11 protein-coding genes are annotated in these 18,070 nt (G+C 40.2%); all 11 read left to right on the top strand.

The window, feature by feature from the left end; translation table 11 throughout:
- Positions 1-64 precede the first annotated feature (64 nt).
- The 11 genes from HMPREF9075_RS11640 (at position 65) to prfA (ending at position 18,030) form a co-directional block, all read left to right on the top strand.
- Positions 65-2,014, top strand: a complete 1,950-nt coding sequence (locus HMPREF9075_RS11640; RefSeq protein ID WP_009416802.1) for an OmpA family protein — start codon at positions 65-67, stop codon at positions 2,012-2,014.
- Positions 2,015-2,157: 143 nt separating this feature from the next.
- On the top strand, positions 2,158-4,146 hold the full coding sequence (locus tag HMPREF9075_RS11635) for an OmpA family protein (RefSeq protein WP_009416801.1): 1,989 nt from the start codon (positions 2,158-2,160) through the stop codon (positions 4,144-4,146).
- A gap of 95 nt (positions 4,147-4,241) precedes the next feature.
- On the top strand, positions 4,242-7,595 hold the full coding sequence (mfd, locus tag HMPREF9075_RS11630; RefSeq protein WP_009416800.1) for a transcription-repair coupling factor: 3,354 nt from the start codon (positions 4,242-4,244) through the stop codon (positions 7,593-7,595).
- A 21-nt stretch (positions 7,596-7,616) separates the two neighbouring features.
- Positions 7,617-7,886, top strand: a complete 270-nt coding sequence (locus tag HMPREF9075_RS11625; RefSeq protein ID WP_009416799.1) for an Imm17 family immunity protein — start codon at positions 7,617-7,619, stop codon at positions 7,884-7,886.
- A gap of 326 nt (positions 7,887-8,212) precedes the next feature.
- Complete coding sequence (locus HMPREF9075_RS11620; RefSeq protein ID WP_009416798.1) at positions 8,213-8,458, top strand: hypothetical protein; 246 nt, start codon at positions 8,213-8,215, stop codon at positions 8,456-8,458.
- A gap of 312 nt (positions 8,459-8,770) precedes the next feature.
- A complete protein-coding gene (locus tag HMPREF9075_RS11610; protein ID WP_009416795.1) occupies positions 8,771-10,024 on the top strand; it encodes an ATP/GTP-binding protein in 1,254 nt (417 codons plus the stop codon).
- Between the two features lie 10 nt (positions 10,025-10,034).
- Entirely contained in the window at positions 10,035-10,718 is a 684-nt protein-coding gene (locus tag HMPREF9075_RS11605) for an RloB family protein (protein WP_009416794.1), read from the top strand.
- Positions 10,719-10,726: 8 nt separating this feature from the next.
- A complete protein-coding gene (gene uvrA / locus HMPREF9075_RS11600) occupies positions 10,727-13,564 on the top strand; it encodes an excinuclease ABC subunit UvrA (RefSeq protein ID WP_009416793.1) in 2,838 nt (945 codons plus the stop codon).
- Between the two features lie 18 nt (positions 13,565-13,582).
- Complete coding sequence (locus HMPREF9075_RS11595) at positions 13,583-15,025, top strand: SWIM zinc finger family protein (RefSeq protein ID WP_009416792.1); 1,443 nt, start codon at positions 13,583-13,585, stop codon at positions 15,023-15,025.
- Between the two features lie 22 nt (positions 15,026-15,047).
- Positions 15,048-16,886: a HEAT repeat domain-containing protein gene (locus tag HMPREF9075_RS11590; RefSeq protein WP_009416791.1), complete on the top strand. Its 1,839-nt coding sequence runs from the start codon at positions 15,048-15,050 to the stop codon at positions 16,884-16,886.
- A gap of 70 nt (positions 16,887-16,956) precedes the next feature.
- Positions 16,957-18,030: a peptide chain release factor 1 gene (gene prfA, locus HMPREF9075_RS11585; RefSeq protein ID WP_009416790.1), complete on the top strand. Its 1,074-nt coding sequence runs from the start codon at positions 16,957-16,959 to the stop codon at positions 18,028-18,030.
- Positions 18,031-18,070: the final 40 nt, after the last annotated feature.

The raw sequence follows: 18,070 nt of genomic DNA, 5'->3' as shown, positions 1-18,070 counted from the left end.
ATCGTTTCACCACGTTTCTTCTAATAAAACAGAATTACAACTATATATTTAAAATATCTAACGAATGAGAATATTAACTTTTAGTGCAGCCTTATTAGGCACTACACTTCTTTTTGCTCAGCCCGAGAAAGAGCTGGAAAAGGCAAATGAAATGTACAACAACTTTTCTTATATCGATGCAATTAAAATTTACGAACGCATTGCCAAGAGAGGATTTGTTAATCAAGAAATGCTTGAGAGTCTCGGAAACTCTTACTACTACAATGCCGAATATAAAAATGCATTGCCTTGGTACAAGCAACTTTTTGAAGGTAATTACCAAATAAAACCAGAGTATTACTATCGTTATGCACAAGTGCTAAAATCTGTAGGCTCATATGATGAGTCCAACAAAATGATGGCTAAGTTCATAGAGCTTACTAATGCTAATGATACTCGCGCAGCAATGTTTGAGCAACATAAAGACTATCAGAAAGTTATTAAGAAAAATTCTGGTCGTTTTCAGTTGAACAACGCAAGCATCAATACCGAAAGCTCAGAGTATGGTACCGCTTTTTATGGTACTAATAAAATCGTATTCTCAGGAGCTGCAAGTGCTAAAAACTCTCGCGGTAATATATCTCAATGGACAGGGGAAGGTTTTTACGACCTTTACGAAGCCGACCATTACGACCAAAAATTAGGTGAAAGAAAAGCTTTTTCATCTACTTTGAATACCCCTTTCAACGAATCAACAGCCGCTTTTACTAAAGATGGCAATACCATTTACTTTACACGTAATAACTACGTAAACAAAAAGTTGGGTACCGATATGGAAAATACTATCCTGCTAAAAATACTTCGTTCTACCAAAGATAAAAGTGGTAAATGGAGCAAAGCAGAAGAGTTGCCTTTCAATAGCGACCAGTACAACGTAGCTCACCCCGCACTTTCACCTGATGGTAAATACTTGTACTTCGCTTCCGATATGGCTGGCTCATTCGGTAACTCCGATATCTATAGAGTTGAAATATTAGCTAACGGGCAATTTGGAAAACCCGAAAACTTAGGTAATATTATCAATACCGCAGGGCGTGAGTCATTCCCATTTGTATCTGATGACAACGTATTGTACTACTCTTCTGACGGTATACCTGGTTTAGGTGGTTTAGATATTTTTGCTGTTAAATTTAAAGATGATGGCACCAAAACTAAACCTATGAACATCGGGCAACCTGGTAATAGTGCCGATGACGACTTCTGCTTCGTTATAGATGCAAGCACTCGTTTAGGATTCTTAAGCTCTAACCGCCCTGGTGGTAAAGGTCGTGATGATATCTACACTTTCCACGAAGATGTGCCTTTAGAATTTAGCTGCGAACGCCCTATAAAAGTAGTTATTAAAAATGCTAAAACCAAAGAAGTAATTCCTAATGCTACCGTTACCTTGTCTGATAAAGTAATGACTCAGTTGGACAAACAAAAAACCAATGCAGAAGGTACTTACACTTTTGAAAAACAAAGCTGTAATGACGACCCTCGTTACTACTTGCGCGGCGAAAAAGAAAAATTTCAAACTGCCGAAGTAAACCTTACCTTAAAAGAAGACGGCGATGATGAGCTTTACGAAATATTGCTCAAACCAAAAGAAGTGCTTAAAAAAGGTATGGACTTAGCGAAGGTGTTTGAAATCAAAGAAATTAAATTCGACTTAGGTAAAGCTGATATCCGCCCTGATGCCGAAGTAGAACTTATCAAAATTGTTGAGGCTATGAAGGAATATCCTCGTATGAAGATTGATATTCGTTCACATACCGATAGTAGAGGTTCTGCCAGCGCAAATATGAAGTTGTCTGACCGTCGTGCAAAATCTACTATGAACTGGATAATATCTCAAGGTATTGCTAAAAATCGCTTAAAAGCAAAAGGTTATGGTGAAAGTCGCTTGGTAAATCGTTGTAAAGATGGCGTACCTTGTACCGAAGAAGAACACCAACAAAACCGTCGTAGTGAGTTTATAATTACTGCTATGTAATTCCATAGTAATAAAAACATTACTAATCCAAAAGCATCCAAAACTTTGTCAGCGTCTTTTTTAGGATAAAAGACGCTGGCAAAGTATTTGTTTTTACATAATCATATAAATATAAAAACATAAAACAACTGACAAATATTCTGATGAAAAAACTTCTTTTAGCAATTTTTGCTATCACTACACTACAAATTTCTCTTGCTCAAGATGAAAAAGACGCTTTGCGTAAAGCAGCCAAATATTACAAAAATTTGGACTATATGGAGGCTATTGCTGCTTACGAAAGTATTGCACGCAAAGGCGTAGAACCTCAAGAGTTATTAGAAAACTTGGGTAATTGTTATTATTATAATGCCGATTATCAACAGGCAAATAAGTGGTATGCCAAACTATTTACAGGCAAAGATGCCAAAGGGAAACCTTTTAACGTCAAGCCCGAATACTATTACCGCTATGCACAAACTCTTAAAAGTAAAGGTGAGTATGAAGAGTCTGACAAAGTGATGGATAGATTCGTAGCTATTGCCGATAAAAACGATTCGCGTGCAATCTTGTTTATGAAAAATAGAGATTATCAAAACGAGGTAAAACGCAATTCCGATAGGTTGGAACTCAACCTGCTCAAGATTAACACTCGTAAATCGGAGTATGGTACAGCTTTCTATGGTGATAACATTGTTTATGCCACTGCCAGCGGAGGTTTCTTGCGCAAACGCTCTGAATGGACAGGCGATAACTTCTATTCGCTCTACGAAGCCAATACCGATAGCTTGCAGGCTTTTAAAAAATCCAAACTCAATGGTATCAATACCAAGTTCAACGAGTCGACAGCTGCTTTTACCAAAGATGGTAATACAATTTACTTTACCCGTAATAACTTTATCAACAACGAGGTAAAAACCAATGGCGACCAAACAGTGTTGCTAAAAATATTCCGTGCTACTAAAGATAAAAATGGCAAATGGGGCAATGTGCAAGAAATGCCTTTCAATAGCAATATTCATAGCGTAGCGCACCCCGCTCTTTCACCCGATGGTAAGTATATCTACTTTACTTCCGATATGAAAGGCTCTATAGGAGCTTCCGATATTTATAGAGCGCTTATACTTCCTTCTGGTGGCTATGGCAAACCTGAAAATTTAGGCGAAAAAATCAATACACCAGGGCGTGAATCTTTCCCTTTTGTGTCGGACGACAATATATTGTACTATTCATCAGACGGTTTCCCTGGTTTAGGCGGACTTGATATCTTTGCCGTAAAACTCAACGAAAATGGCGACCCTATCTCTAAACCTACCAATATTGGTAGACCTGCTAATAGTGCTGAAGATGATTTTTGCTACGTTATCAATAGCCAAACACACATTGGTTACCTTACCTCTAATCGTCCCGAAGGGCGTGGTAGTGATGATATTTATAGTTTTTATGAGCATACACCTTTGCGTTTTACCTGCCAATATAGCCTTAAAGGTATAGTGAAAGATAATGCCACAGGTAAAGTTATACCCCAAGCCAAAGTGAGCCTTTTCGGAGCTGATAAAAAACTGATGGAAGAAGCAGTAGCCGATGAGGAAGGTCGTTTTACTCTTAAATATACTGCCGATTGTGGCGATTTGCGTTTGCTTTTGAAATCTGAAAAAGAACAATATAACCCCACCGAACAGCCTTTGGCACTCAATAGCACTAAGGAGGTATTTACCGATTTGCGTATGACTCCTATACCTGTAGTGGTAGAAGAGAAAAAAGAAGAAAAAATGGAAGTGGGTAAAGACCTTGCTAAAATGTTACAAATTGATAATATCTATTTTGATTACAACAAATCTAACATACGTAAGGACGCAGCAGAACAGCTTGCTAAGATTGTAGCTATAATGAAAGAACACCCTACAATGAAAGTAGATGTACGCTTGCATACCGATAGTAGAGGTTCTGATAAATACAACTTAGCCTTGTCAGAACGCCGAGCTAAATCAACTGTACGTTGGATAGTATCTAAAGGTATTAAAAAGAACCGCATTACAGGTAAAGGTTATGGCGAAACTCAGTTGGTAAATGATTGTACTAACGATGTGCCTTGTACTGAAGAACAACACCAACAGAACAGGCGTAGTGAGTTTATTATCATAAGTTACTAATTTAACAAAAGAGGCTCTAAAAAAGCCTCTTTTTTTATTGCCTGTCGTGCTACAACTTGGAAATTATTTATTACTTTTGCCACATTTCTTGATAAATGGTTATTAAAACGGTGGAATTATTACAGTTATTTTCGCAAAGTAAAGCTTATCAGCACCTCATCGAGGAGCTAAAACAACATCGCAACTGCCAAATTGATGGGCTGGTAGGTGCAGCGCTATCAGTAGTGGTAGCCAATCTTTTTTTTCAGAAAAAGCAACATCTGTTTTTGCTATTGCCCGATAAAGAAGAAAGTGCTTATTACTTGAATGATTTAGAAGCTCTTATAGGCGAAGAACGGGTACTCTTCTTTCCCGATAGCTATCGCCGTCCGTACCAAATAGAGGATACCGACAATGCCAATGTGCTACTGCGGGCAGAAGTGTTAAATCAATTGAGTCATAGCAATAAGCCGTTGGTAGTAGTATCCTACCCCGAAGCCTTGTTCGAGAAGGTGATTACTCGCAAGCAACTAGAAAAAAACACACTCAAAATCAGTAAAGGCGACAACCTAACCATTGATTTCCTCAATGAAGTACTCTTTTCATATAATTTTCACCGCACCGATTTTGTTACCGAACCTGGTGAGTTTTCGGTACGAGGGGGAATTGTAGACATCTTTTCATTTTCTAATAATGAGCCTTATCGCATTGAGTTTTTTGGCAATGAAGTTGAAAGTATTCGCATTTTTGATGTAGAAACTCAGCTGTCAAAACTCCGATTAGAACAAATTACCGTAATTCCTAATGTAGATAACAAAGAAAGTGAAGAGGTGCGCCAATCTTTTTTGGAGTACATCAGCGAAAAAACGCTTTTTATAGCCAAAGATATAGGCTTGATGCCCCCAAAAATAGACAAACTTTTTGCTAAAGCTACCGATATATACAACAAAATGGAGCAAGGGGTAAAACGTACTTCCCCAGAGGAACTTTATTGCCAATCAGGAGAATTGCAAAAACAGCTGGAACGCTTCCTGCAAGTGAACGTACATACCGCTTTTTCACCCACTAAAGCACAGCATCAAGAGGTGATACTTCCTTTTTCTACTTTGCCCCAACCTTCTTTCAACAAACAGTTTGAGCTGCTCATTGCTTACCTAAACGACAAGCACGCCGAGGGCTATCAGAACTATATATTGTGCGGCACCGAGCAGCAAGCAAAGCGTTTTCACGATATATTTGAAGAGATGGAGCAGAAGGTAGCCTACCAAACGCTACAGCTCTCGTTACACGCAGGTTTTGTAGATAACGAACTGAAAATAAACGTTTTTACCGACCACCAGATATTTGAGCGCTACTATAAATTTCAGCTGAAAAACGGCTATGCCAAAAAGCAAGCAATAACCCTCAAAGAGCTGATGCAGCTGGAGGTAGGCGACTATGTTACCCATATCGACCACGGAATAGGTAAGTTTGCTGGCTTGCAAAAAATAGAAGTAGAAGGCAAGCAACAAGAGGCTATCAAGCTGATTTACGGCGATCGCGATGTGCTATTTGTCAGCATTCACGCCTTGCACAAGATAACCAAATACAACGGCAAAGACGGCAAGCCGCCCAAAATATACAAGTTGGGGTCAGGAGCGTGGAAAGCCCTCAAACAGAAAACCAAAGCACGAGTAAAAGAAATAGCCTTCAACCTTATTCAGCTATACGCCAAACGCAAAGAGGCGCAAGGCTATGCCTTTGCGCACGACAGCTATATGCAGCACGAGCTGGAAGCCTCATTCCTCTACGAAGATACCCCCGACCAAAGCAAGGCTACTGCCGAAGTAAAAGCCGATATGGAAAGTACAAAACCTATGGATAGGTTGGTTTGCGGCGATGTGGGCTTTGGCAAAACCGAAGTGGCTATTAGGGCAGCCTTTAAGGCAGTGGATAACGGCAAGCAGGTAGCAGTATTAGTGCCTACTACGGTATTGGCTTTTCAGCACTACCAAACCTTTAGTCAGCGAATGAAAGATTTTCCGGTGCGCATCGATTATCTGAATCGTTTCCGCACGGCTAAGGAGAAAAAAATCATTTTGGAAGAACTCGCCAAAGGGCAGCTGGACATCGTTATCGGTACCCACCAAATAGTAGGCGAAAAGGTACAATATAAAGATTTGGGGCTGCTGATAGTAGATGAGGAACAGAAGTTTGGGGTAGGGGTGAAGGACAAGCTCAAAACCCTAAAAGAAAACCTTGATGTGCTGACCCTTACAGCTACCCCTATACCGCGAACCTTGCAGTTTAGCCTTATGGCAGCTCGCGACCTTTCGGTTATCAATACGCCACCGCCTAACCGCTATCCTATCGATTCGCAAGTGATACCTTTTAGCGAAGAGGTGATACGCGATGGTATTCGCTACGAAATACAACGCGGTGGACAGGTGTTTTTTATGCATAATAGGGTTGAAAACATCAGGGAAGTTGCTGGTATGATACAGCGTTTGTTACCCGATGCCCGCATAGCCATAGGACACGGACAAATGGAGGGCAAAAAGCTGGAAGAAACGATGCTTGCCTTTATGGAAGGGGCATACGATGTGCTGGTGGCTACCACTATTATTGAGAGTGGATTGGATGTGCCGAATGCTAACACTATTTTTATCAATAACGCTCATAACTTCGGCTTGTCCGACCTGCACCAAATGCGTGGTAGGGTAGGGCGTAGCAATAAAAAAGCGTTTTGCTACTTCATCACACCTCCACTGATAGCAATGAGCGATGATGCCCGCAAGCGTATAGAAGCAATAGCCCAGTTCTCCGATTTGGGCAGCGGACTTAACATTGCAATGAAAGACTTAGAAATTAGAGGGGCAGGCGACTTGCTTGGCGGTGAACAAAGTGGTTTTATCAACGAAATTGGGTTCGATACCTACCAAAAAATATTGCAAGAAGCCATAACAGAACTCAAAGAAAACGAATTTTCAGCCTTGTATCATACCGAAGAGGAAAATAAAACCTATTTAGTAGATACACAAATAGATACAGACTTTGAATTGCTCTTCCCCGACACCTATGTCAATAGAGTAGCCGAACGATTGAACCTATATAACGAGCTAAGTAATATCACCGATGAAGACGCATTACAAAAGTACGAACGCAACCTTATCGATCGTTTTGGCAAGCTGCCCCCTCAGGCTATCGACCTGCTCAACAGCGTACGCGTGAAGTGGTTGGCGACCCGTATGGGGATAGAGAAACTCGTAATGAAGAACGGAAAGATGACAGGTTATTTTATAGCCGACCAGAATAGTCCGTTTTATCAGAGTGCGCGTTTCCAAAAATTGCTTCTTTTTGTACAGCGATATCCCAAGCAATGCCGATTACAAGAAAAAGAAACCCGCAATGGGCTGCGCTTGCTAATACTCTTTGACGGTATTAACACCGTGTATCAAGCGTTGAAAGTGCTACAACAAATAGAAGCGTAATAATATTTAATATTAAACACTATGAAAACATTATTAAAAGAATTGATAGGAAATAACCCTATTATACTCGGTATTATTTTTCTTTTAGTTACTGCTTTTGGTATTTGTTATATCATTGGAGCTGTAAAAAATTGGGATTGGCTATATAACCCAAATCCTTATGGAAGTTTGATTCAAAGAGCCAGTCATTTTTTAGGTCGTAAAACAGCACGTGTTCTTGGCTTTATTTTTGGTATTGTTTTAACAGTAATAGGGATTTTTGCCTTCTATGACCGTTGTTTTCCCCATTAATGTGAGCTCGTAGAATAAAGTTCAAAACTTTCCTAAAGTTAAACCTCAAAATTTATATACTATGCCAAACCTAAAGCATACCCTCACCGAACCTTGAGCGAAGGATAAGCGAAGGATGAGCGAAGGATGAGCGAAGGAAAGTCAGCGAGCTGGCGCAGCTGAGTATGTGACGAAGGAAAGTCTGCGGAATATGTGACAAAGGAAAGTCTGTGAATATGTGAAGCCTGTGCGGCTCGCACCGAAGGAAAGTCAGCGAGCTGTAAAATTATCAATTCTTAATTGTTAATTGTCAATTAATTGTTATCTTTGCCAAAAATATAAGGATTATGAGTGTAGTGAGATTACAAGCAACAATACAAGATTCGGACGTTCCATATTTAGAGAGATTTCTAAAAGGTATATCTGCTACTGATATTAAATTTGAAGATGAAGAAAATTATTTTGATATTCTTTCTACTGAAGACCTTGAAATGATAGCAATATCAAAAGAACAAGGCAATCTTGGTATGGTGACAAAAAATGAAGATGTTTTTAAGGAAATTAGAGAGCTAAGAGAAAGAAAATGGAAATAGTTTGGACTGATAAAGCAAAAGAAAGGCTTAAAGAAAATCTTGAATTTTGGGATATACATAACGGAACACCTTTTCTTTTTCAGATAAAATATTATTGGAAATTCAGAGATTAATGTTTGAACTTTCTAATAATCCCATTTTCTTAGGGCGTTATAACAAAGATTTAAACCTATATGTAAGAGCTATTCTTAAAGGTAGGTACTTAGTGTATTTTCAAGTTAAAAGTGAAGATAATAGAGAATATATTGAAATTCAATACTTTTTAAGTTCAAAACAAAAACAATTGTTTTAAGATAAAACAGCTTTAGAGATATGGTAGTGCTACAAGATTTTAGTTTTGGTAATTTTCGTTCGTTTAAAGATATTCAAACTTTGAGTTTGTCTAAAGCCCATTTGGCTTCAGCAAAAGATAAGTTATTAGAGCCTACTCACACTTTTGAATATCAGGCACACTCATTTCTGAAAACAAAAGCTATTTACGGAGCCAATGCCAGCGGTAAGAGCAATGTAGTAAAAGCCCTCAATACTTTCTTGAAAATACTATCCGATTCGGTAAAGAACGCCAAAATAATTTCGGAAGTGAGTAGCTTTTTTATTAACAAAAGTACGCCTTCTTTTTTTCAGATGATTTTTTGGATAGATGAGGTAAAATATCGCTATGGCTTTGAGGTAGTAGAAGGCAAAATAACAGCCGAATGGCTCTATGCAGAGAAAGCTAAAAGCGAACTTTGTTATTTTATAAGAGAAGAACAACAAATTATAGCGTTAGATACTACTCACTTTGCTGAAGGGGCTATCTATATCAACCTTACCCAACAAGGCGAAGATACCCAAGAGTTACTTACCGATACCAGCTTATTTCTTACAGTGTTGGCATCGTTTGGCTTTGGTAAAACATCCAAACTTCTAATTAGCAACCTTAGCCAAATTAATATTATCAGTGGCTTGAGTGAACCTACAATGATGAGTTATGCCAAAGAAGCACTCAAAAATAAAGATAAGAAACGTTTTATACTCAATTTGCTAAAAAAAGGAGATACTTCTATTGAAAATTTACAATTATTAGATATTACCGACTTTGAAAATGCTGAAAATTCTCAGAAAGATTATCTGGTAGTAGCTAAAAGTATAGGCGAAGAAGAGGCTGATAGAGATATGATTTATTCTTTTGAGCATTATGAGTCGGAAGGTACTCGCAAACTCTTTGAGCTGAGTCCTTATCTGTATGAAGCTATAAAAGAGGGGCACCCCTTAGTGATAGACGAATTTGACGCGCGTTTCCACCCACTGCTTACCAAGCGTATAGTACAGCTTTTTAATTCGGAAGAAAACCAACATACCCAATTTATTTTTGTTACCCACGACACTTCATTGCTGAGCAATACTCTGTTGAGGCGCGACCAAATAGAGTTTGTAGAAAAAGATAAGCAAGGGGCGAGTCATCTGTATGCCTTGGCTGAAATAGAAGGGGTAGAGGCAGAAACTTCTTTTGAGAAAGATTATATACACGGCAAATATGGGGCTGTACCTTTAGTAGAAGATTTTGCTGAATTAGTAACCAATTAACCAGAAAATAATGGGAAAGAAGACTAAAGCTGTAAAAGTAACCGACAAGGGAAAACCTTGGGAAAAACAGAAAGCCGCTTACCAATATCAGCCTCTGAAGTTAGCAAATAAAACTATACTGATAGTGTGCGAGGGGCAAACAGAAGAATGGTATTTTAGAAAGTTCTCTGTGGTGAGCCTTTCGGTAAAATGCGTCAATCTGCAAGGGCAGTCTAAGCTAAATTTGGTGCGAGCTACTGAAGAAATTATCAAAGATGATGATTACACTTTTGATGAAGTGTGGTGTGTATACGATATGGATGTACGCGATATAGATAAAGACTTTGCAAACTTTGATAACTCAATAGAAAAAGCTAAAAAACTGAACTATAAAGTGGCCTATTCTAATGATTGCTTTGAACTTTGGCTCTTATTATATTATAAAAATATAGAAAATAAGTATAACAGAGATTATTATTACGCAGAACTCAGCAAAATATTTCAGATAAACTATATAAAAAAAGGTAAAAAGATAGATTTTTGTAAAAATCTTTATGGTTTATTACAAAAAGATAGTAACGCATCAGAACAAGAGGCAATAAAACGAGCCGAAAAACTATATGTTACTAAAAAACATCTACCTTATCATAAACAAAAACCTGTAACCTTAGTATATCAATTAGTGCAGTTGCTGAATGAATATAAGAAAGATTAAACAAGAAAATGAAAAAAAACACTACTAATATAACCCCTGTAGAAAACCTTGAAGTACAAGGGGCACGGGTGCATAACCTCAAAAACATAGACCTTAGCATACCTCGCGAAAAGTTAGTAGTTTTCACAGGACTTTCGGGTAGTGGCAAGTCGTCATTAGCATTCGATACTATTTATGCCGAAGGGCAACGCCGCTATATAGAAACTTTCTCTGCCTATGCTCGTCAGTTTCTCGGAGGGCTCGAGCGCCCCGATGTAGATAAAATAGACGGGCTCTCGCCAGTGATTGCTATTGAACAAAAAACAACTTCTAAATCACCACGCTCTACCGTAGGTACTATTACCGAAATATACGACTTCTTGCGCTTGCTCTTTGCGCGGGCTTCTGATGCTTTTAGCTATACCACAGGCGAAAAAATGGTGAGCTATAGCGATGCCCAAATACAAGAGCTCATCACTAAAGAATACAATGGCAAACGCATCAATATATTAGCCCCTGTAGTGCAATCACGCAAAGGACATTACCGCGAACTTTTTGAGCAGATAGCCAAACAAGGCTTCGTAAAGGTGCGCACCGATGGCGAAATACGCGATATAGAAAAGGGTATGAAGCTCGACCGCTACAAAACACACGACATAGAAATCGTTGTAGACCGTATGCAGATAGACGATACCGATGATACCCAAAAACGACTGCAAGAAACCATCAAAATAGCAATGAATTACGGCGATGATGTACTAATGGTATTAGAACAAGACAAAACCAAAGCGCAGTACTTCAGTCGGCACCTGATGTGTCCTTCTTCGGGTATCTCTTACCCTATGCCTGAGCCTAACACTTTCTCTTTCAATTCGCCTAAAGGAATGTGTCCACACTGCAATGGTTTGGGCGAAGTGCAAGAAATCAACCTTACTAAAATTATCCCAGACCCATCGCTATCTATCAAAAACGGAGGTATTGTTGCCATAGGCGAACAGAAAAGCACTTGGATTTTTAAGCAGTTAGAGCTCATCGTTCAAAAATTCGGGCATAAACTTTCCGACCCTATTGATAAGCTACCCAAAGAAGCTATGGATATTATTCTGCACGGCGGCAAGGATAAATATGCTGTAAAATCGGAGGTAATGGGGCTTACTCGCAATTTTGAAATTGATTTTGAGGGAATTATTAGCTTTATCAAGAGTCAGCACGAGAATACCGATATGACAGCTATCAAGCGTTGGGCAGAAGAGTTTATGGATAATGTGCCTTGCGAGCATTGTCACGGCACACGCCTGCGCAAAGAAGCATTATACTTCAGAATAGCCGATAAAAATATAGCTGAACTTTCAGCCTTAGACATTACTGACTTATTAGCGTGGTTTAAAGAATTACCCCAACATATTTCTACCAAACAACAGAAAATAGCTTCCGAAATCATCAAAGAAATTACTACCCGCTTACAATTTCTTATAGATGTAGGGCTTACCTACCTATCGCTGAACCGCAGTTCAAAATCGCTTTCTGGGGGTGAAGCACAACGCATACGCTTAGCCACCCAAATAGGCTCTCAGCTCACGGGGGTACTCTACATTTTAGACGAGCCCAGCATAGGCTTGCACCAACGCGACAATCAGCGGCTTATCAACTCGCTCAAATCACTGCGTGATATAGGCAATTCGGTAATTGTGGTAGAACACGATGAAGAGATGATACAAGAGGCTGATTATGTGGTGGATATAGGTCCTAAAGCAGGAGTAAACGGAGGTGAAATCATCTTCAAAGGTACCCCTAAAGAATTGCTAAAAGCCAATACCCTCACAGCCGACTATATGAGCAGGCGCAAGCAGATAGAAGTGCCAGCCGAAAGGCGCAAAGGCAATGGCAAAGAGATTATTCTAAAAGGCTGCACGGGCAACAATCTGAAGAACGTAACAGTCAAATTCCCCTTGGGGGTGATGATAGGCGTAACAGGGGTGTCGGGGAGTGGTAAATCTACCCTTATCAATGAAACATTGTATCCTATCCTCAACGCTCATTTTTTCAACGGCGTAAAAAAGCCAATGCCTTATAAAAGCATCGAGGGCTTAGAGCATATCGACAAGGTTATTGATATAGACCAATCGCCTATTGGGCGCACACCGCGTTCAAATCCCGCAACTTATACGGGGGTTTTCAACGAAATACGCACCCTTTTCACCCAAGTGCCCGAGGCGCAAATACGCGGTTATAAACCTGGGCGTTTCAGCTTCAACGTCAAAGGCGGTAGATGCGAAACTTGCGAAGGCTCAGGAATGAAAGTAATAGAAATGAACTTCCTGCCCGATGTATATGTGCCCTGCGAGACTTGTAAAGGCAAGCGTTTCAACCGCGAGACCCTTGAGGTGCGCTACAAAGGCAAGTCGATAGCCGATGTGCTTGATATGACTATTAGCGAGGCGGTGCAGTTCTTCGAACCTATTCCTAAAATATACCGCAAGCTCAAAACTATTGAAGAGGTAGGGTTGGGCTACATCACTTTGGGGCAACAATCTACTACCCTTTCAGGGGGGGAAGCCCAACGGGTGAAGTTGGCTACCGAGCTTTCTAAAATAGATACGGGCAACACTTTTTATATATTAGACGAGCCTACCACAGGGCTTCATTTTGAAGATGTAAAAGTACTCTTAGAAGTCCTCGATCGTTTGGTAGATAAAGGCAATACCGTGCTGGTGATAGAGCATAATATAGATGTGATACGCAAGGTAGATTACATTATAGATATAGGCTACGATGGCGGCAAAGCAGGTGGCGAAGTAGTGGCTTTTGGCACCCCTGAAGAAGTAGCAAAAAACAAGAGAAGCTTCACCGCCGAGTACTTAAAATAAATTCAAAATTCATAATTAATGGAGATTTCGCAACAAAAAATTGAAGAACTTGCTCCGAATGCTGAAGCAGCAAAAAAAGGGCGAGAATTGCACAAAAAAGGTAAGTTCGCTAACCTGAAAATTAGTGCCGAAAAGAACCTAATATGGGGCGAGTGTGCAGGTAGTGGTAAGAACCCTTACTATTGTTCTGCCGACTATCTTGATGAGCACAACCCTGTGTTTCGCTGCAACTGCCCTAGTAGGCAGTTTCCGTGCAAACACGCTATCGGGTTGCTTTACTGCTATGAGGCTGATGCTTCGCAATTTGCCGAAGCTGAGGTGCCTGAGGATATCCTTTCTAAACGCAATAAAATAGAAAAAAAACAAGAGAAAAAAGCTCAAGAAAAGGAGAGTATTAAAGAAAAAGCCGAAAAACCTAAAAAGGTGAACAAGGCGGCTTTCACTAAGAAAATAGATGCACAGCTCACCGGTATAGAAACTGCCCAAAAGTTGCTGCGCGACATCGTAAATACAGGGCTTTCATCAGTAGATGCCAAACTGCGCGCTACTCTGAAAGCACAGATAAAAGAGCTGGGTAATTACTACATTGGGGGAATACAAACCGCCTTTAATAACCTGCTGCTATCAATAGAAGAAGTAGAAAACGAAGAATATACTGAGGTAGTAAACAATCTGAACTTCCTTTCGGCTTTACTAAAAAAAGCAACCGACTACCTCAAAGCGCGCAAAGAAGACCCAGAAGGCACGCCTGAATTGTCATCGGCTATTGAAGAGCAAATAGGCTATGTGTGGAAGTTGGTAGAGCTAATGCAATACGGTCAGTATGAGGAGAATGCAAACCTTGTACAGCTCTCGTTCAATAGTTACGATAATGAGGCTCGCAAAGAGTACGTAGATGAGGGCGTATGGCTGAACCTCAAAACAGGTAAGATATACAAAACACTCAACTATCGCCCTTATAAAGCAGCTAAATACATCAAGGAAGATAACAGTGTATTTAGCGTATTGCAGCTAAAAGATTTGTACATCTACCCAGGTGATCAAAACCCACGTATCCGTTGGGAGGCGGAGGGGAGTGTTGAGCGTCTGTTGCAAAAAGACGATTTGGCTACCCTCAAAAGCTGGGCTTCAACGCAGTTTGCCGAAACTGTCAAATCAGTAAAAAACACGATTAAAAACCCACTGATGGATAAGCAGCCCGTAGTGCTATTGGCACTGCACAAAGCCTACCTAAAAGGCGATAACTTGGTAGTAGAAGATGTTAATGGTTTTGCCCTTACCCTGAAAGATATTGAAGAAGGAGCGGTATCGCCTACTGCCAACCTAAGAGCCTTCTTGCCTGCCAATGCCGAAGGGCTTTGCCTAACAGTGATGATGCACAACGATATTAAAAACGGATTGCTATCAGCACAACCGCTTTCGCTCATTACCCCCGATAAGATTGTTCGTTTATTGTATTAGCAACTTAACAAATTGAAAAAGAATGAAACCTTTATACGAATTACAACAAGAATTAAATCGCTTATTTATAGCGGGAAGTAAGTTTGCTAAGAACGACCCTCGCTTGCAGAAGCATATTCCTATACTCAAAAAATTAGGCGAGAAAGCCCCTGTTTTCAATAAATTAGCCCAAGATGTAGAAGAATTATTGCAGCTTGATGCCCAGCAATCGGCTGAAAAGTTGTTATCGCTTTCTACTTTGCTTTATTCTGTGCTTTACACGCAAGGCACTACTACTGAAGAGGGAGCAGCTGTAGCCAACCAAGTGCCGAATGTAGCTCTTTCGGACGTGAATACTCAGTACTCATACTTGCAGCTAAAACCTGTACTACAAGCCCTTACCCAAAGCAACTCAGGGCGTTTAGAGACTGTAAAAGATGCTTATGAGCGCGGTATTTTCAAAGACTCTCGTACCTTTGGCTATTTGAGTTTTGCCTTGGCAGACAAGTATTCAGAGTTAGCCGATTATATAATGGAGGTAGTAATTCCTGCTAGTGGCAAGGCAATGTTACCTTTCTTAGCAGCCGACTTTAAGTTAGAGGACAAGGTAGAAAACGTACGTCGTCTGCGCTTGCTCTATAAGCTCGGTTATGCTGAGGTGGACGGACTTATCGATAAGATATTTGCAGAAAGTTTGCCCAACCTACAAGCCGAAGCTATAGCGATACTTTCGGATAAAAAAGATGAAAAGACTGAAGATTTTATCATCAGTCTTACAAGCGATAAAAATAAAACGATACGTGGGGCAGCCTATAAAGCATTGGCAAAAATCGGCACACAGCGCTGCATCGATAAGCTATACGAGTTGTACAGCAACAACAAGCAGAAAGGAAACGGGGAACTGTTGGCAGAAGCGATAGCCTCAGTTCCATTAGCCACGCAGTATCAGCCATTCCTTCAGAAAGTACGCGAACGCTTTGAAGCGCTGCTTTCAATGGACGAAGCAGACGAAAAAGCCCTAACAGCAGCCTTTGAGCGATTGCCTATAGAGTGGGAGATTCTCAAACACAAAGATTATCCTGAAACGTATGCACTATTGGGTGAGATTTTAAGCAATAAACGATTTGATGCAATGGCTAAAAAGCGTTCAGCAAGCAATTATAACATAGCCCCTTGCTTGAATGAAATACTCTACACTTTTGATAAAGATAAAGTATTGTCTTTCTATGAGCAATATGCTACTGATGTTTTCGGCAATACTTGGACATCGCCATTAGCTATAAACTATCTCTATCGTGTTTTAGATAGCAAAGAGCGTTTCAGCAGAGAGAAGCTATACGAGGTCTTTGCACCACAATTTAATAAAGCGATTAATGCCCAATATATGATAGAAGCCTTAGCAGGCACTACTTCAGGCACTACTTATCGTTATTATGGTTACTATGGTGGATATTACGATAAAAAACCTCTTGCTAAAGAAGAGTTAGACCCGCGTTGGGCAGACTTGCTTTGCAATTACTTAGCAAGTGCAAAAGGTGATAATAGTCTTAATACCGATGCCCTTATGGTGTTAGATCGTATAGAAGAAGACAGCGAGCGTGTAAACTATCTTATTACTAAGGCATTGGCTAAAAGTTCAGCTTATACTCTAGAACGTCTTTACCGCCTGATAATAAAGCGCAATATGCCTAATAAGTTTGAAGTGTTATATGAGTCGTTGGCAAAAATGCCTAAAAGCAACCAGTATTATTACTGCACAATAGTAGAAGATGATAACTTTTGGAAGCCTTTCCCTAAAGAATATGCCCAAAAGTTCCGCGAGCTACACGAGAAAACAAAGCTCGATATTTTTAAGGAAATAGCGTGGCAAATAGAGAAATAATAACACTTCTCATTTGTCATTTGCCATTAAATTACTATCTTTGCACCCTAAATAACAGAAAATAAACGATATGCTCGATAAATTAAACATCGTTAAACAACGTTTTGACGAGATTTCCGACCTCATTATTCAGCCTGATGTCATCGCCGACCAAAAACGCTATATCCAGCTCAATAAAGAATATAAAGAGCTTAAAGAGCTGATGGATAAACGCGATGAATACATCACCGTGACAGCAAACCTCACTGAAGCTGAAGAAATTATCGCCGATGGCTCCGACCCCGAAATGGTAGAAATGGCAAAATTACAGTTGGAAGAAAGCAAACAGCGTCTCCCTCAATTAGAGGACGAAATCAAATATATGTTGATACCCAAAGACCCTGAAGATGCTAAAAATGCTGTGATGGAAATACGAGCTGGTACAGGTGGCGATGAAGCTTCTATCTTCGCTGGCGACCTTTATCGTATGTACACCAAATACTGCCAAAGCAAAGGCTGGAGTACCTCTGTAATGGATTTCAACGAGGGGACTGCTGGGGGCTATAAAGAGATTATTTTTGAAATTACGGGTGATAATGTATATGGCACTTTAAAGTTTGAAGCAGGGGTACACCGTGTGCAACGCGTGCCACAAACCGAAACTCAAGGACGTGTACACACTTCAGCGGCTACTGTTATTGTGCTGCCCGAGGCTGAAGAGTTTGATGTAGAGCTGGATATGGCAGATGTCAAAATTATCCGCACTACTTCTACCGGACCTGGTGGGCAGTCGGTGAATACTACTTATTCTGCCATACAGTTACAGCACATCCCTACAGGCATAGAGGTGCGTTGCCAAGATGAAAAATCACAGCACAAAAACCTTGATAAAGCACTAAAAGTTTTGCGCTCTCGCCTTTATGAAATGGAGCTGGCTAAAAAAATGGAAGCCGATTCTGCCCGCCGTAAGTCAATGGTCTCTACTGGCGACCGCTCTGCCAAGATACGTACCTACAACTATCCGCAAGGGCGCGTTACCGACCACCGCATCGGGCTTACCCTATACGACTTGCAAAACGTTATCAACGGCGATGTACAACGCCTTATCGATGAACTCCAACTTGCCGAAAATGCTGAAAAGCTCAAAGAAGGAGATGTATTTTAATGACAAATAAATAATAAATAAAAAAGCTGGTTGAGCAATT

It is taken from the genome of Capnocytophaga sp. oral taxon 332 str. F0381 (genome assembly GCF_000318275.2).
GTDB classification, from domain to species: Bacteria; Bacteroidota; Bacteroidia; order Flavobacteriales; family Flavobacteriaceae; genus Capnocytophaga; species Capnocytophaga bilenii.
Note: the sequence above shows the minus strand (reverse complement) of the source record. Positions and strands in the feature narration are given on the sequence as shown.